Here is a 19938-nt window from a genome sequence, read left to right as displayed (position 1 = left end):
TTCGATTTTACCTGTTCCCAGGGCCCGCACGACCGGCGGGGACGCGCCGGGCTATAGCATGCTGAAGGGATCCACGTCCAGCTGGACCTGCACGTCCCGCGGCCACGCCTCGCGCAGCCGCTCCATCACCGCCCGGGTGGCGGCCCGCAGGGCCGCGCCGTCGACGGCCCGGGCCAGGACGTGCCAGCGCCAGCGACCGCGCAACCGCTCGATGGGCGCCGGGGCCGCGGGGGTGACCCGTGCCCCCGGCACCGCCGCCTCGTCCACCGCCCGCCGCCACGCGGCCGCCAGCCGGCTGGCCGCCTGTTCCACCGGCGCCCGTTCGGGCCCGGCCACCACCGCGCGGATCAGATGCCCGAAGGGCGGAAACCCTAGCTCGCGGCGCTCCGCGGCCTCCAGGCGGTACATCGCCCGGTAGTCGTGGCGCGCCACCGCCTGGAGGCAGGGATGGTCGGGGCTGTAGGTCTGGATCAGCACCAGGCCGCGCCGGGGCCCGCGCCCCGCTCGGCCCGCCACCTGCTCCAACAGCTGGAACGTGCGCTCCTGCCGTCGGAAGTCGGGCATGTGCAGCGCGGTGTCGGCTGACACCACGCCGACCAGGGTCACGCCGGGGACGTCCCAGCCCTTGGCGATCATCTGGGTGCCGATCAAGATGTCGATCTGCCCCGCGGCGAACCGCCGGTAGATGGCCTCGTGGGTGCCGCGCCGGGCGGTGACGTCCGCGTCCATGCGCTGGATGCGGGCGCCGGGGAAGAGGCGCCGGGCGGCCTCCTCCACCTTCTGGGTGCCGAGCCCGAAGGGGTGAAGGGCCACGCCCCCGCAGCGGGGGCACAGCGCCGGCGGCACCTGGCGGTGGTCGCAGTAGTGGCACCGGCAGACCCGCCGCCCCGAGGCCAGCTGATGCACGGTCAGCGTGACGTCGCAGTGGGGACAGCGCAGGACGAACCCGCACTCCCGGCAGAGGAGCACGGTGTGGTAGCCGCGGCGGTTGAGGAAGAGCAGCACCTGCTCGCCCGCGGCCAGCCGCTGCCGCAGCAGGTCCACGAGGCGGCGGCTGAAGAGGGCGCGATGCCCCAGCCCGAACTCCCGCCGCATGTCCACGATCTCCACCGCGGGCAGGGGGCGCTCGCCGATGCGCCGCCCCAGCTCCAGCAGCCCCAGTTCGCCCTCCAGGGCCCGGTGGTACGTCTCGACCGCGGGGGTGGCGCTGCCCAGGATCACCATCGCCCCCTCCAGCCGCGCCCGGGCCAGGGCCACCTCCCGCGCGTGGTACCGCGGCGCCTCCTCCTGCTTGTAGCTGGTCTCGTGCTCCTCGTCCACCACGATCAGGCCGAGGTTGGGCACGGGGGCGAAGACCGCGGAGCGCGCCCCCACCACCACCGGCTTGCGCCCGGCGCGGATGGCCCGCCAGGTGGCGAGCCGCTGGGCCGGGGTCATGGCGCTGTGCAGCACCGCCACCCGCGAGCCGAAGCGGGCCCGGAAGCGCGCCACGGTCTGCGGCGTCAGGGCGATCTCCGGCACCAGGCAGATGGCGCCGCGGCCCCGGGCCAGCGCCGCGGCGATGGCCCGCAGGTAGATCTCCGTCTTGCCGCTGCCGGTGACGCCGTGCAGGAGGAAGGCCGCGGGCTCGGGCGCCGGCCCGCCGCGGGCCGCGCCGGGGCCGGTTCCCCGGCCGCGGCGGGCGGCGACGCCCCCGCCGGACGGCGGGGCGTCGCCGGCCGCCGCGTCGCCCAGCACGGCCGCCAGGGCCGCCTCCAGGCGGCGCCAGGCCGCCGCCTGCTCCGGCGTCAGAGCCGGCGGCCGCGCCGCCGGCTCTGACGCCGCGGCCGGTTCGTCCGGCTCCGGCTCGCGCTCCTCCACGGCGACCCACCCCTTGCGGGCCAGCGCCTTGACCGCCTCTGGGCCCGCCCCGGCGGCCGCCAGCAGCGGCCCCTGGGGCACCGCGGCGGGAGCCGCCTGGGCGAGGCGCTCCAGCACCGCGGCCTGCCGCGGCGCCCGCCGGGCCAGGGTCTCGGCCCGATGGCGGGCCTCCGCCGGGTCCAGCAGCAGGCGCACCCAACGGCGGGGCGCCAGGCGCACCCGATCGCCGCGCGCCCCGGGGGGCAACATGGCGCGCAGCGCCTGGACGAACAGGCAGAGGTAGCGGTCCTCCATCCAGCGGGCGAGATCGATGAGGGCGGGGGTCAGGACGGGGACGGGATCGCGCAGGGCGGCGATGGGGCGCAGGCGCTCAGGCGGCACGCCCGGCTGCTCGGTGAAGCCCACCACGGTCCCCTCCACCCGACGGGGGCCGAAGGGCACGGTCACCCGGTGTCCCACCTCCAGCCGGTCCCGGAGTCCCGGAGGCACGAGGAAGTGGAACACGCGGTCCACGTCGGGGGCGACGATGTCGACCACCACCTCCGCCACGGGAGGACACCGGCCGTCGGCGGCCGTCCCCCCGGCGCCGGACGGCGCGGACCCGGCGGCGATGGCCGCCGGGTCCGATCCCCCCGTCCGCGGCGTGGTCACGACCCTGCGCCTCCCCTCGCGGTCCCGCCGCCGGATCCGCGGGACTTGGCCATCGGTGGCGCCGACGGCGCCGCGCCCCGCCCCGCGGCGACGTCCCGCCGCTCCCCGTCCCGCGACGGCTCGCCGGCCTCCGTCCCGGTGCGGTCGCCGGCGTCGGCCTCCCGCCGGACGCGTGGCCAAGGCAGCCGGTCCAGGATGGCGTCGGCCACCTGGCGCTTCGGCATGGGCGGCAGCGCCTCGTGGCGACCGTCGCGGTAGACCAGGGTGACGATGTTGGTGTCGACCTCGAACCCGGCGCCGGGCTGGGTCACGTCGTTGAGGACGATCAGATCCAGGTTCTTCTCCCGGATCTTGCGGTTGGCGTTCTCCAGCAGGTCCTGGGTCTCGGCGGCGAACCCGACCAGCACCTGGCCCGGCGCCTTGCGGCGCCCCAGCTCCTTGAGGATGTCGGGCGTCGGCTCCAGCTCCACCACCGGCGCCCCCGCCTCCTTCTTGATCTTGTGGGCCGCCGGGCGAGCCGGCCGGAAGTCGGCGACGGCCGCCGCCTTGATGACCGCGTCGGCCGCCGGCGCGTGGCGCAGCACCGCCTCCAGCATCTGGGCCGCCGTCTCCACCCGGATTACCTGCACCCCGGCGGGGTCGGGGAGGTGGACGGGACCGGTCACCAGGACCACCCGGGCGCCGCGGTCGCGGGCCGCCTCGGCCAGGGCGAAGCCCATCTTGCCGGACGAGCGGTTGCTCAGGAAGCGGATGGGGTCCAGGGGCTCCCGCGTCGGACCGGCGGTGACCAGCACCGTCCGGCCCTCCAGGTCGCGACGCGCCGCCAACAGGGCCTCGGCCCGCGCGACGATGGCGGCCGGCTCGGGCATGCGCCCGACCCCGGCGTACCCCTCCGCCAACGGGCCGTGCTCCGGATCCATGACCCGGTATCCCCACGCCCGCAGCCGCGCCACGTTGGCCTGGACCGCCGGGTGCGCCCACATGTGGCTGTTCATCGCCGGCGCCAGCAGCACCGGCACCCGCAGGCCGGTGGCCAGGATCACCGTGGTGAGGAGGTCGCCGGCCATCCCCGCCGCCAGCTGGCCCAGCAGGTGCGCGGTGGCCGGCGCCACGATCACCAGGTCGGCCTCGTCGGCCAGGCGCACGTGCTCCACGCCGCGTCGCGGCGTCCAGAGGTCGTCGGCGGTGTAGACCGGCTCATGGGTGAGGGCGGCGAAGGTCAAGGGCGTGACGAAGCGGGCGGCCCCGGCGGTCAGGATCGTCACCACCCGGGCCCCCCGCTCCTGCAGACGGCGGGCCAGCTCTGCCGCCTTGTAGGCGGCGATCCCGCCCGACACCCCGAGGATCACCCGCCGCTCGGCCAGGGGGCTGGCGTGCGGCGTCCCCTCCCCCGGCGCCATCTCACTTGATGCCCGCCTTGCCCGGCACGTAGGAGAGCTTGCCCGCCGCCAGCTCCTCCAGGGCCACCGTGACCGGCTTGGCCGCCTGGGACTCGACCACCGGCTCCGCGCCGTCCACCAGCTGACGGGCACGCCGCGCGGCCAGGACGACCAGGGTGTACTTGCTGTCCACCTTCTCCAGCAACTCGTCCAGGGTGACCCGGGGAGACTCGCCCCGCTTCTGACGCTCCATCGCCCCTTCGTCCCCCTTTCCCTCTCCCGCCCCGGACCGGCCGCTGCCCGAGCGGTCCCGGGACGCGGTGACGGCCTCGTGCACCGGACTGCCGGCCGCGGAGCCGGCCCTTGCCCGACCCCCCGCGGCCCCCCTTGGCCGACGGACCCGCCCACGACGGCAGGCATGCCCGCAGCTCCACCCGCCGCCCGTGGCCCGCGTCGGCCGCCCGGGCCAGGTTGCGGGCGGCTGACCGACCGCTGCCCCGCACCACGGCCCGCTAGCCGCCGATGCGCCCGCCCGCCCGCACCTGCTCCACCAGGTGCCGCTGCCGGCGGGCCCGCAGCTTCTCGGCCCGGATGATGGCCAGGATGTCGTCGGCGGCCCGGTCCGGGTCGTCGTTGACCACCACGTAGTCGTACCGGTCGACGCAGGCCATCTCCATGTCGGCGCTGGCCAGCCGCTGGCGCCTGGCCTCCGGGGATTCGGTGCCCCGCCGTTCCAGCCGCCGCTTGAGCTCCGCCAGCGACGGCGGCATCGCAAAGATATACACCGCCTCGGGGTAAATGTCCATCAGCTTGAGGGCGCCCTGGACGTCCTTCTCGCAGATCACGTCGCGGCCCTCGCGGAGCCAGGTCTCCATGGGCTCCCGGGGCGTGCCGTAGTAGTTGCCGTAGACCCGCGCCCACTCCACCAGCTCGCCGGCCTCCACCAGCCGCTGGAACTCCTCGGGCGTCACGAAGTGGTAGTCCACGCCGTCCACCTCGTGGGGCCGCCGCGGCCGGGTGGTCACCGAGACGGCGTAGAGCAGATCGGGCAGGCGCTGCTGCAGCCGTTCACGGATCGTGCCCTTGCCGGCCCCCGAGGGTGCGGAGAGGACGATCATCAAGCCCGGCCAGGGATCGCCGTCGCTGCGGCGCCGGCCGGTCCGGGCGGCATCCCTTCGGCCCGCTTCCATGGCCTCCCTCACTCGCCCTCACGCGCGCTGAGCAGGCGATGGGCCACCGTCTCGGGCTGGACGGCCGACAGGATGATGTGGTTGCTGTCGGCGATGATCACCGCCCGCGTCCGTCGCCCGTAGGTCGCGTCGATGAGCCGCCCGTCGTCGCGCGCCTCGCTGACCATGCGCTTGATGGGCGCGGACTCCGGGCTGACGATGGCGACGATGCGATGGGCCGAGACGATGTTGCCGAAGCCGATGTTGACCAGCTTGATGTCCATGGACGAACCGTCCCTTCCCTTCCCGCCCGCCTTGCGACCGGGTCTCCTGACCCTCGTGGGTCTCCCGACCCTCGTGCTGCCGATGTGGGTCTCCCGACCCTCGTGCTTCGCTCCGGCCTCCGCCGCGCCGCACCGCGCGGCACCGCCGCCCTGGGCGACCGCGACCGGCCGCCCCACCCGCCGCGCATCGCCCCCTCGGGCGGACCCGGCCCCTTCGGACGAACCCGGCCCCCCGGGGCCGGTGTCCCGGCCATGCCCCCGCTCCCCCGTCACTCCACGTTCTGCACCTGCTCCCGCATCTTCTCCAGCTCGGCCTTCACGTCGACCACCCGACCCGCGATCTCCAGGTCCCCGGCCTTGGCCCCGATGGTGGTGATCTCGCGGTGCATCTCCTGCAGCAGGAACTCCAGGCGCCGTCCCACCGGACCGCCCCCCGCCAGCAGCGCCCGGAACTGACGGCAGTGGCTGCGCAGCCGGACGCACTCCTCGCTGATGTCGCTGCGCTCGGCCATCAACGCCACCTCGGCGGCGATCCGCTGGGGGTCGACGGCCTGGAGGCCCCACTCCTCGAGCCGGGCCTGCAGTCGCCGGTGATAGGCCTCCACCACCGCCGGCGCCCGCCCCGCGATGGCCTCCACCTGGCGCTCCACCCGGGCGGCGCGTTCTTCCAGGTCGCGGGTGAGGACGCGGCCCTCGGCCTCGCGCATGGCGACCACCTGTCCCAGCGCCTCGGCCAGGGCCGGCTCCAGGTCGCCCCACAGGGCATCCACGTCGTCCTCGGCATGCTCCACCCGCAGGATGTCGGGGAGGCCGAGCAGCATGTCGACGTCGATGCTGCCCGGCAGGCGCAAGGACCGCCGCAGCTCCTTCAACGCCTCATAATACGCGTGCGCCAGTTCCCTGTCAACGTGAATCGCCCTGACGGGCGATGTCAGGCGATCCACGCGCACGGACACGTCGACACGCCCGCGTTCGATGTGCTGCGCCACCGCACGCCGGATCCTCTCTTCGAGGCCGGCGTACTCCCGCGGGAGTCGCACGGCCACGTCGAGAAAGCGGTGGTTGACCGTGCGGACCTCCACCCCCAGCCGGTACTGCCCCGATTGGGCGCTGGCGCGCCCAAACCCCGTCATGCTGCGGACCACGCCCATCCTCCCCGCTACGGTGTGCTCCCGAGCCGGCCGCCGCGGGCGCGGGGGCGCCGTCCCGCGCGGCGGCCGGTCCCCTAGCCCGGGGCCCGCTCCCGGCCCGCCGTCCCAGGCTGGCGGTGGTCCGCACCAGGCGCCACCGGGACCGTCCCGGCCCCGTCGAGGGCCCGTTCCAGATCGTCCCACGGGACGAGCCCGGCCACGAAGGCCTGCGCGTCCCTCGCCAACCGGACGGCCAGGCGGCGCGCGGCGGCGATCCACGCGGCCCGGTCGACCGTCCCCGTGGCCTCGTCAGGCCCGGCGCCAGCGCTTCGCGCCGGGCCGCCCGCCCCGGCGTCTGGACCGGCGCCCGCCGTCGCGGACCCGCACCGCGCAGTCCCGCGGCCCCGGCCGCCCAGGCCGAGCAGGTGCCGGAACTCGGCGCGATCCAGCCACCGCCACCGGCCGTCCGGCAACACCACCGCGTCCAGCACCCCGTCCACGTACACGAGCCGCGGCCTGCCGGCGCCCGCCGGCGGGCGCCGGCAGGCCGCCGTCCCCGCCTCCCCCAACCGGGCCGGCGTCGCCAGGTTCACGTAGTATCCCTTGAGCCGCCGGGCGCCGCGCCGCAGGCGGCCCGCGGGCTCTGGCGCCGCCACCCGGAAGACGTTGTACCACCGGTCGGCCCAGTACACCTCGAGCAGGCGGTCGCCGGGCGCGAAGGTCAGGGGACCCGCCTGGGTGGGCCTGCGGGTCCAGATCGCGGCCACGCACCACCAACCCGGCCCCTCGACCATCACGCCCTGCCAGGTGGCCTTGAGACCCCCCGTGGCGAGCCGAGCCTCGACCTCCACCTCGGTCACGGGCCGGCTCGGACCGCCGGCCGCGGGGCCTGCGCACGGCGGACGCGCCATGGCCATCCCGTCCCCGGCGAAACGAGGCCCTGCTGGCACCGCACCCGATCCCCTCAGGCCAGCACGCGCTGCAAGCGTTCCATGGCCTCGGCCAGGCGGTCGTCGGGGACCGTGAGCGAGATGCGGAAGTACCCCGCCCCGTGATCGCCGTAGGCTGAACCCGGCGAGACCACGACGCCCGCCTCCTTGAGCAGGAACGTCGCGAACTCCCCGTCGCTGGCGAAGCGCTGCGGCACCCGGGCCCAGACGTAGAAGGTGGCCCGCGGCCGCGAGGCCTGGATGCCCGCGGCGGCCAGGGCGTCCAGCACCAACCGCCGCCGCCGGTCGTAGAGCTCCGCCAGCCGCTGGAACCAGGTGGGCGGCGTCTCCTCCAGGGCCACGATGGCCGCCTCCTGGATCGCGGTGAACTGACCGGAGTCGGTGTTGGTCTTCAGCGTGGCCAGCGGCCGCAGGAGGTCGGCACGTCCCACGGCGAAGCCGATGCGCCAGCCCGTCATGTTGTAGGGCTTGGACAGGCTGTGGAACTCCAGGGCCACATCGCGGGCGCCGTCGACCTGGAGGATGCTGGGGGCGCGGTAACCCGGCTCGCCCACCTCGCTGTAGGCCGCGTCCTGGACCACCAGCACGTCGTGGGCGCGGGCGAACTCCACCACCCGGCGGTAGAAGGCCTCGTCCGCCACGGCCCCGGTGGGGTTGTTCGGGTAGTTGAGGAAGAGGAGCTTGGCCCGTCGCGCCACGTCGGCGGGGACGCGATCCAGGTCGGGCAGCCAGCCGCGTTCCTCCTGAAGGGGCACGACGTACGGCTCGCCCCCCGCCAGCAGGGTGTGGGCCTTGTACACCGGGTAGCCGGGGTCCGGCACCAGCACCACGTCGCCGGGGTCCACGTAGGCCCAGATCAGGTGCGCCAGGCCCTCCTTGGAGCCGATCAGGGCCAGCACCTCGCCCTCGGGATCCAGCTCGACGCCGAAGCGGCGGCGGAACCAGCGGGCCACCGCCTCGCGGAACCGTCGCGAACCGGCGTAGCTCGGGTAGGGATGGTTGGCCGGGTCCGCCGCCGCCCGCTGCAGGGCCGCGACGATGTGGGGGGGCGTGGGCTGATCGGGATCGCCGATGCCGAGGCTGATCACGTCGACGCCGCGGGCCGCGGCCTCGGCCTGCATGCGGTCCAGTTCGGCGAAGAGATAGGGGGGGATGCGCTCGAGCCGTCGCGCCGGCCGCACCATGGGCTCCACCTCCTGCGCCTGGTTGCCGGGGACCCGGAGCGGTCCAGGCCCCGCCGCGGATCTCGGCCGGCCCCGGCCGTGCCGGCGTGGGCGCAGCCGGGGCACCGCCAGCCGGCCGCTGGCCTCAGTGGGGGTCGTAGGTGATCTCCGCGACGTAGGCCGCGGGCCCCGTCATGGACACGTGTCCGTCCTCCTCCCAGCGGATCTCCAGCGGCCCGCCGGGCAGCTCCACGGTCACCTGGCGGCCCGTGCGGCCGGTCACCGCCCCGGCCACCGCCACGGCACAGGCCCCGGTGCCGCACGCCAGGGTCGGCCCCGAGCCCCGCTCCCACACCCGCACCCGGACGCGCGAGGGGCCGAGCACCTGGGCGAAGTGGGTGTTCACCCGCTGGGGGAAGGCGGGGTGGTGCTCGAAGGCCGGACCCAGCCGCTGGAGATCGACGGCGTCGACGTCGTCGACGAAGACCACGCAGTGGGGGTTGCCCATAGAGACCGCGGTCACGATGAACTCCTCCGCCGAGCCGGCGCCCGTCGCCACCCGGAGGGGCACCTCGACGGCCCGCTCCGTGGCCGGACCCGCCATGGGGATCGCCCCCCGCTCGAGGCGCGGCACCCCCATGTCCACCGTGACCGCCTCCACCCGGCCGTCCACCAGGTGGAGCCGCGGCCGGATGGCCCCTGCCTTGGTCTCCACGACGAACTCGGTGTCGCGGGTGTAGCCGCGGTCGAACACCAGCCGCGCCAGGCAGCGGATGCCGTTGCCGCACATCTCGCCCTCGGACCCGTCGGCGTTGAAGATCCGCATGCGGAACTGGGCCTCGCGGTCCCGCGGCGGCAGGACCAGGATCAACCCGTCGCTGCCGATGCCGAAGTTGCGGTCGCTGACGGCCCGGGCCAGTTCGGGCAGGACCTCGTCGGGGGGGACCGGTCCGGCCATCCCGTCGAGGAACAGGTAGCTGTTGCCCAGGCCGTGCATCTTGGTCAGCCGCACCGGGCCTGCCGCCTTCACGGCGGCCACCTCCTCCGGTTTTTGGAAAGAAAAAGGCGGCCGCAGGCACCGCCCCGGAGGCCGCGACCCCCACCCGCTGGTGCACCGTCCCCGCCGGCTCCCGGGGATGCCGCCCGGGGTTCCTCCGCTGCCCGCCCCACCCCGTGGACGGGGTCGCCGCGGGAAGGGCGGGGATCACCTGGGCGGCTCCCGGCGTCGGCACGTCCACCCCGACGCCGGAGCCACCGCCCGGCGACGTGCGGGCGCCCCCGGGGCTCCCGGGGACGCACCGAGCGCCGGCAGGGACGTCGGTCCCCACAGGCCTCCGGTGGCTCGCGGCCCCGGCCGGGAGCGGCCGGGGCCGCGGCGCGGTCGCGCAAGACTCATGTTAGCATACTCTGCCGCCGGTACCACGAATCCTGCCGCGGTGGACGCGCCCGTCCCAGATCGTCGCCCCACGGCTCCCCTGGGCCCGTCAGCGCCCGGACCGGCCCGCGCCGGCCCCGGGCGCATGGTCCCGGGCGACACCCCCGGCGGAGTCCTCCCAGTCCGTGCGGGTTCGTCGAGCTTCCCCAACTCATGCGGGTTCGTCCGGCTGGAAGCGCACGCCGTGAACCACCGCCAGCGTCAACCAGGCGACGAAGAAGATGAGGACGCCGAGGGGCACGTGGTACGCCCGGAGCTCGACATGGCGATTCGAGGCCAGTCCGAGCCGCAACGGCCCATGGGTGGGCCGCCGGCCGGTCCGCACCCCGCGGTGCCCCCGGGTCAGGTCCTGCGCACCTCAGCCCCCACGGACGACGGCAACCCGCCCAGCAGATGCCGCCGCACCAGCAACGGGACCCACGGCAAGAGGACCCCGCCCAGCACCGTCACCCAGTCGCCGGGCCGCAGGGGCACCGTGTAGAAGGAACGGGCCAGCGGCTCCCAGTAGATCACCGCCAGCAGGACCGCCACCGACGACGCCACCGCCGCCACCAGGGCGGGGTTGGCGGACAGGGGCACGTCGAAGGCCGACCGCCGCTCCGAGCGGCAGTCGAAGACGTGCAGCATCTGGCTCAGGACGAGGCCCGCCAGGGCCATGGTCCGGCCGCGCTCCAGGTCGCCGCCCGCCCAGCCGAGGACGAACAGGGCCAGCGTCGTCAGCCCGATGACCACCCCGCGCACCACGATCCGCCGCCCCAGGCCCCCGGCGAAGAGGCTCTCCTGCGGGTGGCGCGGGGGCCGGTTCATCACGTCGGGTTCCGCCGGTTCCAGGCCCAGGGCCACCGCGGGCAGACCGTCGGTGACCAGGTTGACCAGCAGGATGTGGATGGGCCGCAGGGGCAGCGGCAGGCCCACCAGCAGGGCCAGGAACATCACCAGGATCTCCCCGGTGTTGCAGGCCAGCAGATACCGGATGAACTTGCGGATGTTGTCGTAGATGGCCCGCCCCTGCTCGATGGCTGCCACGATGGAGGCGAAGTTGTCGTCGGTGAGGATCATGTCCGCCGCCTCGCGGGTGACGTCGGTGCCCGTGCGGCCCATGGCGATGCCGATGTGGGCCTCCTTGAGGGCGGGGGCGTCGTTGACGCCGTCCCCCGTCATCCCCACCACCTCGCCCCGGCGCTTCAGGGCGCGGACGATCCGCAGCTTGTGCTCGGGCGCCACCCGCGCGAAGACGCTGACCTCGGCCACCCTGCGGGCCAGCTGCTCGTCGTCCAGGGCCTCCAGCTCCCGGCCCTCCACCACCGGGTCGCCCTCCCGCAGCAGCCCGAGCTCGCGGCCGATGGCGGCGGCCGTGCGGGGGTGGTCGCCGGTGACCATCACGGGCCGGATCCCCGCCTGGCGGCAGCGCACGATGGCCGCGGGGACCTCGGCGCGCGGCGGGTCCATCAGGCCGATCAGCCCCACCAGCACCAGGTCCCGCTCCACGATCCCCTCGTCCTCCGGGTCGCGGCCCGGCTCCAGCGGCCGGACCGCCACGGCCAGCACCCGCAGCGCCTGCTCGGCCATGGCCGCCGCGGCGGCCGCCATGCGCCGACGGTCGGCCTCGGCCAGCGGGGCCGGCCGATCACCCCGCCAGACGAACCGGCACCGCGCCAGGATCACCTCGGGGGCGCCCTTGACGTAGCCGGTGGGGCGGCCGCGTTCGTCCAGACAGACCACGGCCATGCGGCGGCGCTCCGCGGTGAAGGGGTGCTCCGCCAGGCGGGGACGCTCCCGCTGCAGGCGGCGGGCGTCGATCCCTCCCGCCCAGGCGGCCTTGACCAGGCCGACCTCCGTGGGATCGCCGACCGGGTCGTCGGTGGCGGAGACGGGCACCGCGTTGTTGCACAGGGCCACGGCCTCGAGGAGCCGCCGGAGCTCGCCGGCGGCGCCGGCCCGCGGAGCCCGCGGCGGATCCCACCCACCGGGACCGGGTGCCCGGCCGCGGCCCGGGCTTTCCAACCCTGGCGTGGGCCGCCAGGGCTCCCCCTCCCCGCTCCGCTCGAAGACGCCGCTGGCCGTCACCGCGCGCCGGGCGGTCATGCGGTTCTCCGTCAACGTCCCCGTCTTGTCCGAGCAGATCACGGTGGCACAGCCCAGGGTCTCCACCGCCGGCAGACGGCGGATGATGGCGTGGGCCTGGACCATCCGCTGGACGCCGAGGGCCAGGACGATGGTGACCACCGCCGGCAGCCCCTCGGGCACGGCGGCGACGGCGAGGCTGACCCCGGCGAGGAACATCGGGGCCAGGCCCTGCCCCTGGATCACCCCCAACGCCACCACCACCGCGCAGACCGCCAGGGCGGCGGTGACCAGCACCCGACCCAGGTGGGCCAGGCGCCGCTGCAGCGGGGTCGGCTCCGTCTCCGCGGTCTGCAGGAGGTCGGCGATGCGCCCCATCTCGGTGGCCATGCCGGTCGCCACCACCACCGCGCGGGCGCGGCCGCGGGACACGGTGGTCCCCTGGTAGACCATGGTCGTCCGCTCCGCCAGGGGCGCGTCGGGCGGGCACGCGGCGGCGGCCGACTTGGCGACGGGCCGGGACTCGCCCGTCAGGGCCGCCTCTTCCACCGCCAGGCTGTGGCTCTCGAGGAGGCGCGCGTCGGCGGGGACGCGGTCGCCGGCCTCGAGCAGGATCAGATCGCCCGGGACCAGGTCGGAGGCCGGCACCACGCGGCGCTGACCGTCGCGGACCACGCGGGCCTGGGGCGCCGCCAGCGCCTTGAGGGCCTCCAGGGCCTGCTCGGCCCTGTGCTCGTGCAGGAACCCCAGGAGGGCGTTGACGATCACGATGGCCACGATGGTGACGGCGTCCGCCCGCTCGCCCAGGGCGGCGGACAGCGCCGCCGCCCCCACCAGGACCAGGACCAGGACGTCCTGGAACTGGACGGCCAGCTTGCGCCAGAGGGGATCCCGCCGCGCGGGGCGAAGCCGATTGGGGCCGTACCGCTGCAGCCGGCGGTCGGCCTCGGCGGGGGTGAGCCCTCGCCCCCCGTCGCTGGCCAGCGCCTCCAGGCAGCGATCGGCCGGCCAGGCGTGCCAGGGCGGCGCCTCCCCCCGCGACCCGGCGGCGGGGCCGGAGCGAGCCTGCGAGCCGTGGGCGGAAGGGCGATGCGGCCAACGTACCACGCCTCTCGCCTCCTGCGGACCCGGGGTCGTCGTCGGCGCCGGGGGCGCCGGAGCCGGGGCGCAGCCCCGCGCGGGACCGGGTGGCGGCGGCTGCGTGCGGGCATGCGCGGCATGCGCGGCATGGAGCGGACCGCTCCTGCTCCTGCCCAAGCCACGGCCCGGCGCGGCCGGCGGGAGCCGCCGGCCGCGCCGGGCCGTGTACCCCGGTCGCCCACCATGCCTATGCCGCCCCTCCGGGGCCTATGCGCCGTTCCTAGGCCGGGGGCGCATCAGGACCGCCTGGGACGCCGGGCGAAAGCGCTCGCGACGACTCGCGCCGGGGGATCGCACCCCGGACCCCAAGCCAGACCGTGGCACCCGGAGCCCGGCGGCCTTCCGGCCGCCGGCGCCTGTGGGGGATCGGCGTCCGCCCCGACCCGGGGCGTCCTCGGCGGACCGTGGCGGACGGCGCATCGAGCCGGTGCGCGAGCCCACACGCCAGCGTCCCGCGCCCCGCCGCGGCGATGGCGCCCCGTCGGGGCCATGGACCGCCATGGCTCCAGACGCGCGTCGGGGACCCGCAGGGGTCCCCCGCGGCTGGGCATTGGGCGCCGGGCGCCATCGGCGACGGGCGACGCCGACGGCCCGCGCCGACGACCCGCGCCGCGGGGGATGGCTTCCGCCCGGCCGGGGCGGCGGCCCGACCGGGGCTTGGCGCCGGCGGGCGCCCGTGCCCGGCCGCTGGGCCGGCCGGGTACGGGCGCCGGTCGCCGTCGGCCTCGGTCGGGCAGGCCCGGACCGGGAACCGGCTTGCGGAGGGAGGCGTCCAACGGGTAGCAAGAGGGTAGGCGCCCGCCCGGGCACCGACCCGCGGGGACGGGGCGCCGGACGGAGGGATCGGGTGAGGATGGGACGCGGGCATCGGCGCATGGTGGCGTTGTTCCTGGCAGTCGCCGTGGTGGCGGGGCTGGGCGGCTGCGCCGCCCTCGGCACCGGCGGCCCGGCGGTCAGCGGCCCCGGTGGTGCGCCGGCCGGGGACGGCCAGGGCGCTGCGCCCCCCAGGGGAAGCGACGCCGGGACAGGGGGCGGCGCGGAGGTGGAGGGCGTGACGCTCACGGCCGACAAGGCGCGGTATCGGCCCGGTGAGCCCATGGCGCTGACCGTGCACAACGGGACGTCGGACGAGATCCAGTTGACCGGTGCCCTGGGCGGTCTCAAGGGATGGCGGGTCACCGCGGCAGGCCGACAGCCCTGGGACCACGGGATGGCGGAGACGACGGCCCTGGTGCCGGTCCGGGCCGGTCAGTCCGTGCGCCTCGGTCCCGTGCCCGCCCCGGCGGAACCCGGCCGGTACGTCCTCGAGGTCCGCTTCTTCCATCGAGGGGGAGGCCCCGCCACCGTCGCCGTCGAGGTGGAGGTCGAGTAGGCCCCTGGCGGCCGCGGTCCAGCGACGGGTCGGGTGCCCGGCCCCGTCGCCGCCAGGGGGAGGCCGGGTCGGCGCCCCCAGGCACCCCGCGGCGAGCCCAGCAAGCCTCCTGGCGCTTTTGCCATTGCGGCGCGGCGTCCATGTCGACGACGCAGACCGACCCCTGCGTGGCAGCCCCCCGGAAGCGGCTGTCATTCGGTGCGACCCTGCGAGCGTCCACCGCCCGCGACCCGACGCGCGCCCGCGCCAGGGCGCCGCCCTGCGGCGTCCCCCCGCCGAGCGCATCACGCCGGCGGCGGGGGCGCCGGGGCGCCGGACATCGCCCGCTCGTAATCCGCGAACACCCGGGCGATGCGCTCCTCCTCCCGCAGCGGCCGGCCGGTGGCCGGGTCCACCGCCACGCAGGCCCCGCCCACCATGCGCGTCCGCACCTTCCCGCGGGCCGCCTTGTTGCCCATGAGGTGCGGCGCATCCAGCAGCCCCATCTCCACCGCCAGCTTGAGCGTCGCCGGGTCCGTCCACGGATCGCCCGTCCCCTCCGGCGCCACGGACCGGATCGCCTCCAGCAGCTGCCGCGCCTCCTGGACCAGCTGGTTCTTCCGCTCCTGGATGTCGGGGTCGCGCAGCATGTCGGGCAGGCCGTGGACCGCGTTGCGGATGGCCTGCTCCGCGATGCGGCAGGAGGCGATGACGTCCTCGGCCGTGGCGGCGTGACTCGCCTCGGTGTAGGCCACCACGTGCACGATGTGGGGCTGGAGGGCCATCTGGACCGTCACCGAGGAGGCGATCTGCCCCTTGGCCCGGTCCAGGTCCGCCGGGTAGCTGGACAATCCCGTGCGCGTCTCGCGCAGCACGCGGAACCGGGCGCCTTCGAGCTCGCCCACGAGCTCCAGCTTGGCCAGCATCTTGGCCAGGTCCATCTTGAACGACGTGCCCGGCGGGTTGTTGAACATCAGCTGCTGGACGTAGGTGCGCACGCCGCACCGGTAGGCGTTGTACGCCGCCAGGAAGGCCGCGGCCACGGCGACGGTGTCCGGCGCGTCCCGCAGGCTCCAGTGGTGGGATTCGTTCATCTCCACCGGGATGCCGTGGCGCGCATGCCAGCGCATCAGTTCCTGCGCCTCGGCGATGGACTCGTCCAATGGCCGCCGGCTGCGCCCGTCCAGCTGGCTGTACCAGAAGAGCGGCACCGCGCACCAGGCGTTGTTGATGGTCTCCTTCAGCATCGCCGCCCACTTCAGGGTGTCGCGGGTGCCGCTGTAGCAGCGCATCAGCGGGTAGTTGCCCCGCCGCGACGCCTGGTAGATGGCCCGCAGGTCGTCGGGGGTGCGGACCGGCACGCCCCCGGCGCCGTGTTCGTCCGGGTCCATCTCCTCGGGGCGGAAGAAGTGCTCCTGGGCGTTCTGGTCGGTACCCAGGGAGATCACGTCCAGGCAACGGGCCTCGGCGATGGCCTCCACGCCCCGGATGGTCGCCTCCACCGACGGCAAACCGAAGTGGTGGCGCAGGATGGGGTACGGGTGCTTGAACTCGATGCGCCCCACCAGGGTCTGCGGGTAGTCGACCTCGTCCTGGCGGGTCGGGCCGCCCCGCAGGTAGGCGATGATCTCGTCGACGGTGGTGTCGGCGTCGAACACCGCCTCGAACAGGCCGAGGCGTCGGGCGTAGTCGCAGACGGCGCCGACGCCGCCGAAGATGAAGCGCTTGTGGGCGAGGCCCATGCGCTCGGCCTTGTCCTTGAGCTCCGCCAGCACCCGGGCGCCGGTCTCCGGCGTCAGGCGGTAGCCCACGGCGATGATGTCGGGATCGTCCTCGAGGGCGGCGCCCAAGAGCTCGTCGACGGGCACCGCGGGCCCGAGGCAGAAGGTCGCGTAGCCCTGGGCCTCCGCCAGATGGAGGAAGTTGACCACGCCGGCCACGTGGACGCAATCGCCCACCGCCGCGCCCAGGATCTTCGGCTTGCGGCCCATGGACCTCACCTCCAGGGAAGCGATGACGCCCTCGGCCCGCGTTGCGGGGCCGGGCGACGGGACGATGGCTCCGGGTCGCGGCTGACGACGGGACGATGGCTCCGGTTCGCGACGCCCGCGAACCTCACACCACCAGGGCCTCGTCGAGCTCGCCCAGGGTGACCCAGCGGCGGATCTGCTCGGCGCTCATGCCGCGGAGTCCCATGTGCCCCAGGGTGCGCCCCGTGCGCCAGAAGTCCGTGCCCCGGAGGGCGCCGGCCAGGTGGATGACGCCGTCCATGACCGGGGTCGGGACGCCCAGGCGCCGCCCGAGGGCGGCCATGGGCACCAGGCTGGCGGGGACGTCCTCGTCCAGATAGCGATGGGCCAGGGTCGCGGGCGCCGCGATGCCCCGGTAGGTGGGATTGCCCTGGACGGCTTCGTAGAGATCGTGCCCCTGGGCCCCATAGGTCTCGGCCAGCCACTGGCGGGCGGTGCGCAGCTGCAGGCCAAGGGCGGACGCCACCGCCAGCCGCTCGGCGTCCAGCGCCTCGACGACCCGGGCCACCGCCGGCGTGATGCCCTGGCGGTAGTACTCGAAGGGCTCGCCGGCCTCCACCCGCCCCGCGTTGAGGAGCAGCGGCGCCGGATGGAACACCGCGCCGACGTTGTCCAGGCTGGTCTCCAGGACGCTCTCGGCCGCGCTGAACAGCGGCAGCACCTCCCGCAGGACCGCCAGGAGCTCGGCGTTGCGCACCGCGGGCAGCGCCGCCGCCCGCACCCGGTGCTTGAACCCGTAGATCCGCACCCGCGCGGGTCCCGTCACCCGGCTGGCGAAGAGCAGGGTCTGCGCCTCGCCGACCAGCACGTCGGCCCGGTTCCCCGCGGCGCGCAAGGCCGCGTGGAACTCCAGCGCTCCGCCCGTTCGTCCCGGGTGCAGGACCACCACCTGCCCGTCGCCGAGGAAGGGCGCGCACCAGGCGGCCACCTGGCGGTGGGCGGTGGCGGGGACCACGACCATGACCAGCCGGAAGCGCCGCAACTCGGGGCCGACGGTGCAGGCGACGCGTTCCACCGGCCCGAAGCCCCGGACCTCGCCCTCGAGGTGGATGCCGCGTTGCGCCGCGATGGGCTCCAGGGCCGCCGCCGAGCGGTTGTAGAGCGTGACCCGGAACCCCAGCAGGCCTAGATAGGCGGCCATCGCCTGGCCGCCGTGGCCCGCTCCGATGACGGCCACGCGTCGCGTGCGCATGGGACGCCCTCCCTTCCCCGAGCCCAAGGGGGAGCCCCAGGGGAGCCCCAGACCCCACGACGGGCGCTGGACCACGACCTCTACCACCGGAGCCTGCACGACGCCTGGCGAGGGGGCCTCGACGCCGCCCGGACGCCCGGCGGGTTCGACCGGTGCGAGCCCAAGGCGGGTTCGACCGGCAGGACCCCACAACGGGTTCGACCGACGGGAGCCCACGGCGGGAGCCCTCGGCGGGTTCGACGACGGGTGGCCGCGATGGGTGCGGCGGCAGGTGCCCCAGCCCACGGGAAGAACCTGCGGTGGGACCTAGACCCGCTCGGAGCCCTGCCCGGCCCTGGGGTGCGACGCCCAGCCCGAAGACGTCGCCGGTCGACCGACGCCGACCATCGACCGGCCGCGCGACCCGGGCGCCTGGTAGACACCCGTCATGCCTGACGGCCTACCTTGCGGGGATGACCGCCGGCCCCGGCGCGGTGGGGGGTCAGACGGACCAAGGCTGGGAACGGACCACGCGATCGGCCGGCGCCCGGCTGTCGACCCGTCCCTGGCTGGAGCGGACGGGTTGGCCCGCGCTCGTCGCGGAGCCGATGGCGGGAATCCCGAAGCATGGAAACCACGAATGTAGTCTATGGGACGCGGTGGCCCTCTGTCAAGGGAGGAACCGGCCGGCCCAGCCGGCCGGCCGCTGCGCCGCCCCCGAGGGGGCTGCATCGGGCTCGAAGGGGGGCTCGCCGGGCGACACGGGACCAGAAGGGGTGGCCCGCCCCGCGCCGTCATCCCCCGCCGCCACGGGCCGATGGCGGGTGCTCGGTATGGCCCTCGGGGACGGTGCCGCCGGCGCGACGGGACATGGCGGCCTGCAGGCGACCGACCACGCGGGGTGTCGCCCCCTGACCCTGGCCCTGCTGGCGGCCATCCGCCTCCGCATCCCCCGGGCCGCCGCTTCCCCCGCGGTGGCCCCCCTGGGCCGCGGCGCGGCCGGAACCGGCACCCTGGTCGCCCTGATCGCGGCCGCGATCGGCGCCGGTCCACTGGGCGGTGGCGGCCAGCAGCTGTTCCATCTGCTGGGCGATGGCCTGGCTCTCGCTGATCACCTGGCGGAGCTTGCGGAGGTTGTTCTCCATGTCCTGGCGCAGCTGCAGGTGGGCGCTGATCAGCGTCATGGCCGGGTTCTCGCCCCCGGCCCCGGCCGGCGCCGCCGCCCCCCGGGGATGGCCAGCCGACGGGTCGCCACCGGCGTCGCCTCGGAGAGCCGAGGGCTGCACCGCCGGGCCCACCCCTGCGGCCGACGGCGGCCCCGGCGGGACCGTTGAACCGGTGCCGGCCGGCCTCCCCATCCCGCCGCCCGGCCACGGCCAGGATTCCACGGCGACCGGTGGCATCCAAGGCGGACCGGGGAAGGCGGGCGGGGTCCCGCCCAGCAGGGCGGGCGCGCCCGCCGGCCACCCGGGCCAGGGGACGGTCCAGCCCGGGATCCCGGCCGGGGTCCAGGGCGGCACGGCGGCCCCGGAAGGGGCCGGCCGCTCCCGACCCTGGGCCGCGGAAGGGCCTTCTCCTGCCGGCGCCACACCGGCCTGGCTACGGCCCCGCTCCCGGCCCCCGCGGCTCGACCTCCGCGACCCCGCCTGGGGTGCCGTTCCGGCCGCCGTGGCCCCACCGCCCGCGGCGTCGCCGGCCTCGGGCCTCGGGCTCGCTGCGTCGTCGCCCGACCGCCCGGGACCGCCCGGCGTCTGCTCCCGGCGTGGAGCACCCTCGGCATGGGATGGTCCAGGGGCATGGGACGGTCCAGCACCCTGGGCAACGGACGGCCACGCCGGCCATGCCGCCCCCCAAGGGATGGGGATCGCCCCCGCTCCCGGTGGGATGCCCGGTCCCACCGCTCCCAGGGGGAACGGGCCCATCCAAGCCGGCATGCCGACCGGCGGCAGCCCGGTCGCCTCCGCTCCGACCCCGTCCGCGGGGCGCCCTCCCGCCGACGTCGCGTCGTCCCGTCCTGCGCCCATCCCGGCTGCGCCCATGGTCCCGCCCCCCGCTCCTTCGCCGATCGGTCGGTGTCCCGTGCCGGCTCCGGCGAGGCCCGCCGGCGGAGCTTCGCCGCCGGCCGCCGTGGCGCCATCCCCCATCGCCCGGGTCCACCGCG

The 19938-nt window shown here is 75.8% G+C and carries 15 protein-coding genes; 1 reads left to right on the top strand and 14 read right to left on the bottom strand.

Annotation, left to right across the window (positions count from 1 at the left end):
* Positions 1-51: 51 nt before the first annotated feature.
* The 11 genes from priA to Q5761_RS04455 all read right to left on the bottom strand — a co-directional run bounded on the left by priA (position 52) and on the right by Q5761_RS04455 (position 13192).
* Entirely contained in the window at positions 52-2511 is a 2460-nt protein-coding gene (priA, locus tag Q5761_RS04505; protein WP_318751351.1) for a primosomal protein N', read from the bottom strand.
* Entirely contained in the window at positions 2508-3911 is a 1404-nt protein-coding gene (gene coaBC, locus Q5761_RS04500) for a bifunctional phosphopantothenoylcysteine decarboxylase/phosphopantothenate--cysteine ligase CoaBC (protein ID WP_135225266.1), read from the bottom strand. The genes priA and coaBC overlap by 4 nt, the downstream gene beginning before the upstream one ends.
* A 1-nt stretch (position 3912) precedes the next feature.
* Positions 3913-4143 carry a DNA-directed RNA polymerase subunit omega gene (rpoZ, locus tag Q5761_RS04495; protein ID WP_135225265.1) on the bottom strand — a complete coding sequence of 77 codons (231 nt, stop codon included), beginning with the start codon at positions 4141-4143 and terminating at the stop codon, positions 3913-3915.
* Positions 4144-4402: 259 nt separating this feature from the next.
* Entirely contained in the window at positions 4403-5080 is a 678-nt protein-coding gene (gmk, locus tag Q5761_RS04490; protein WP_135225264.1) for a guanylate kinase, read from the bottom strand.
* 8 nt (positions 5081-5088) lie between these two features.
* A complete protein-coding gene (gene remA / locus Q5761_RS04485) occupies positions 5089-5343 on the bottom strand; it encodes an extracellular matrix/biofilm regulator RemA (protein WP_013495332.1) in 255 nt (84 codons plus the stop codon).
* Between the two features lie 269 nt (positions 5344-5612).
* Positions 5613-6494 (bottom strand): YicC/YloC family endoribonuclease, encoded by an 882-nt coding sequence (locus Q5761_RS04480; protein WP_243123261.1) that lies wholly within the window; start codon positions 6492-6494, stop codon positions 5613-5615.
* Between the two features lie 74 nt (positions 6495-6568).
* Complete coding sequence (locus Q5761_RS04475) at positions 6569-7333, bottom strand: DUF402 domain-containing protein (RefSeq protein WP_318751350.1); 765 nt, start codon at positions 7331-7333, stop codon at positions 6569-6571.
* A 104-nt stretch (positions 7334-7437) separates the two neighbouring features.
* Complete coding sequence (locus tag Q5761_RS04470) at positions 7438-8607, bottom strand: LL-diaminopimelate aminotransferase (protein ID WP_135225261.1); 1170 nt, start codon at positions 8605-8607, stop codon at positions 7438-7440.
* A 124-nt stretch (positions 8608-8731) separates the two neighbouring features.
* Positions 8732-9598, bottom strand: coding sequence for a diaminopimelate epimerase (gene dapF, locus Q5761_RS04465; protein WP_167758964.1), 867 nt, complete (start codon positions 9596-9598; stop codon positions 8732-8734).
* Positions 9599-10172: 574 nt separating this feature from the next.
* Entirely contained in the window at positions 10173-10346 is a 174-nt protein-coding gene (locus Q5761_RS04460) for a hypothetical protein (protein WP_318751349.1), read from the bottom strand.
* Between the two features lie 17 nt (positions 10347-10363).
* Entirely contained in the window at positions 10364-13192 is a 2829-nt protein-coding gene (locus Q5761_RS04455; RefSeq protein WP_318751348.1) for a cation-translocating P-type ATPase, read from the bottom strand.
* Positions 13193-14078: 886 nt separating this feature from the next.
* On the opposite strand from Q5761_RS04455, the gene Q5761_RS04450 reads away from it, so the two are divergent.
* Positions 14079-14597 (top strand): hypothetical protein, encoded by a 519-nt coding sequence (locus tag Q5761_RS04450; protein WP_243123260.1) that lies wholly within the window; start codon positions 14079-14081, stop codon positions 14595-14597.
* 284 nt (positions 14598-14881) lie between these two features.
* On the opposite strand, the gene Q5761_RS04445 is transcribed toward Q5761_RS04450, so the two are convergent.
* The 3 genes from Q5761_RS04445 to Q5761_RS04435 all read right to left on the bottom strand — a co-directional run bounded on the left by Q5761_RS04445 (position 14882) and on the right by Q5761_RS04435 (position 18961).
* On the bottom strand, positions 14882-16567 hold the full coding sequence (locus Q5761_RS04445) for a methionine synthase (protein WP_318751347.1): 1686 nt from the start codon (positions 16565-16567) through the stop codon (positions 14882-14884).
* 124 nt (positions 16568-16691) lie between these two features.
* Positions 16692-17798: an NAD/NADP octopine/nopaline dehydrogenase family protein gene (locus tag Q5761_RS04440; protein WP_318751346.1), complete on the bottom strand. Its 1107-nt coding sequence runs from the start codon at positions 17796-17798 to the stop codon at positions 16692-16694.
* A gap of 773 nt (positions 17799-18571) precedes the next feature.
* Entirely contained in the window at positions 18572-18961 is a 390-nt protein-coding gene (locus Q5761_RS04435; RefSeq protein WP_318751345.1) for a hypothetical protein, read from the bottom strand.
* Positions 18962-19938: the final 977 nt, after the last annotated feature.

The organism is Thermaerobacter composti (assembly GCF_033582035.1).
Classification (GTDB): Bacteria; Bacillota; Sulfobacillia; order Thermaerobacterales; family Thermaerobacteraceae; genus Thermaerobacter; species Thermaerobacter composti.
This window is presented reverse-complemented; position numbering and strand designations above follow the sequence as displayed.

Bases quoted from the DNA above. Each gene is read 5' to 3' on its own strand.
- Q5761_RS04445 (WP_318751347.1), bottom strand. From the start codon at position 16,567: ATGGGCCGCAAGCCGAAGATCCTGGGCGCGGCGGTGGGCGATTGCGTC.
- Q5761_RS04450 (WP_243123260.1), top strand. From the start codon at position 14,079: ATGGGACGCGGGCATCGGCGCATGGTGGCGTTGTTCCTGGCAGTCGCC.
- gmk (WP_135225264.1), bottom strand. From the start codon at position 5,080: ATGGAAGCGGGCCGAAGGGATGCCGCCCGGACCGGCCGGCGCCGCAGC.
- Q5761_RS04480 (WP_243123261.1), bottom strand. From the start codon at position 6,494: ATGGGCGTGGTCCGCAGCATGACGGGGTTTGGGCGCGCCAGCGCCCAA.
- remA (WP_013495332.1), bottom strand. From the start codon at position 5,343: ATGGACATCAAGCTGGTCAACATCGGCTTCGGCAACATCGTCTCGGCC.
- coaBC (WP_135225266.1), bottom strand. From the start codon at position 3,911: ATGGCGCCGGGGGAGGGGACGCCGCACGCCAGCCCCCTGGCCGAGCGG.
- Q5761_RS04440 (WP_318751346.1), bottom strand. From the start codon at position 17,798: ATGCGCACGCGACGCGTGGCCGTCATCGGAGCGGGCCACGGCGGCCAG.
- Q5761_RS04470 (WP_135225261.1), bottom strand. From the start codon at position 8,607: ATGGTGCGGCCGGCGCGACGGCTCGAGCGCATCCCCCCCTATCTCTTC.
- rpoZ (WP_135225265.1), bottom strand. From the start codon at position 4,143: ATGGAGCGTCAGAAGCGGGGCGAGTCTCCCCGGGTCACCCTGGACGAG.
- Q5761_RS04435 (WP_318751345.1), bottom strand. From the start codon at position 18,961: ATGACGCTGATCAGCGCCCACCTGCAGCTGCGCCAGGACATGGAGAAC.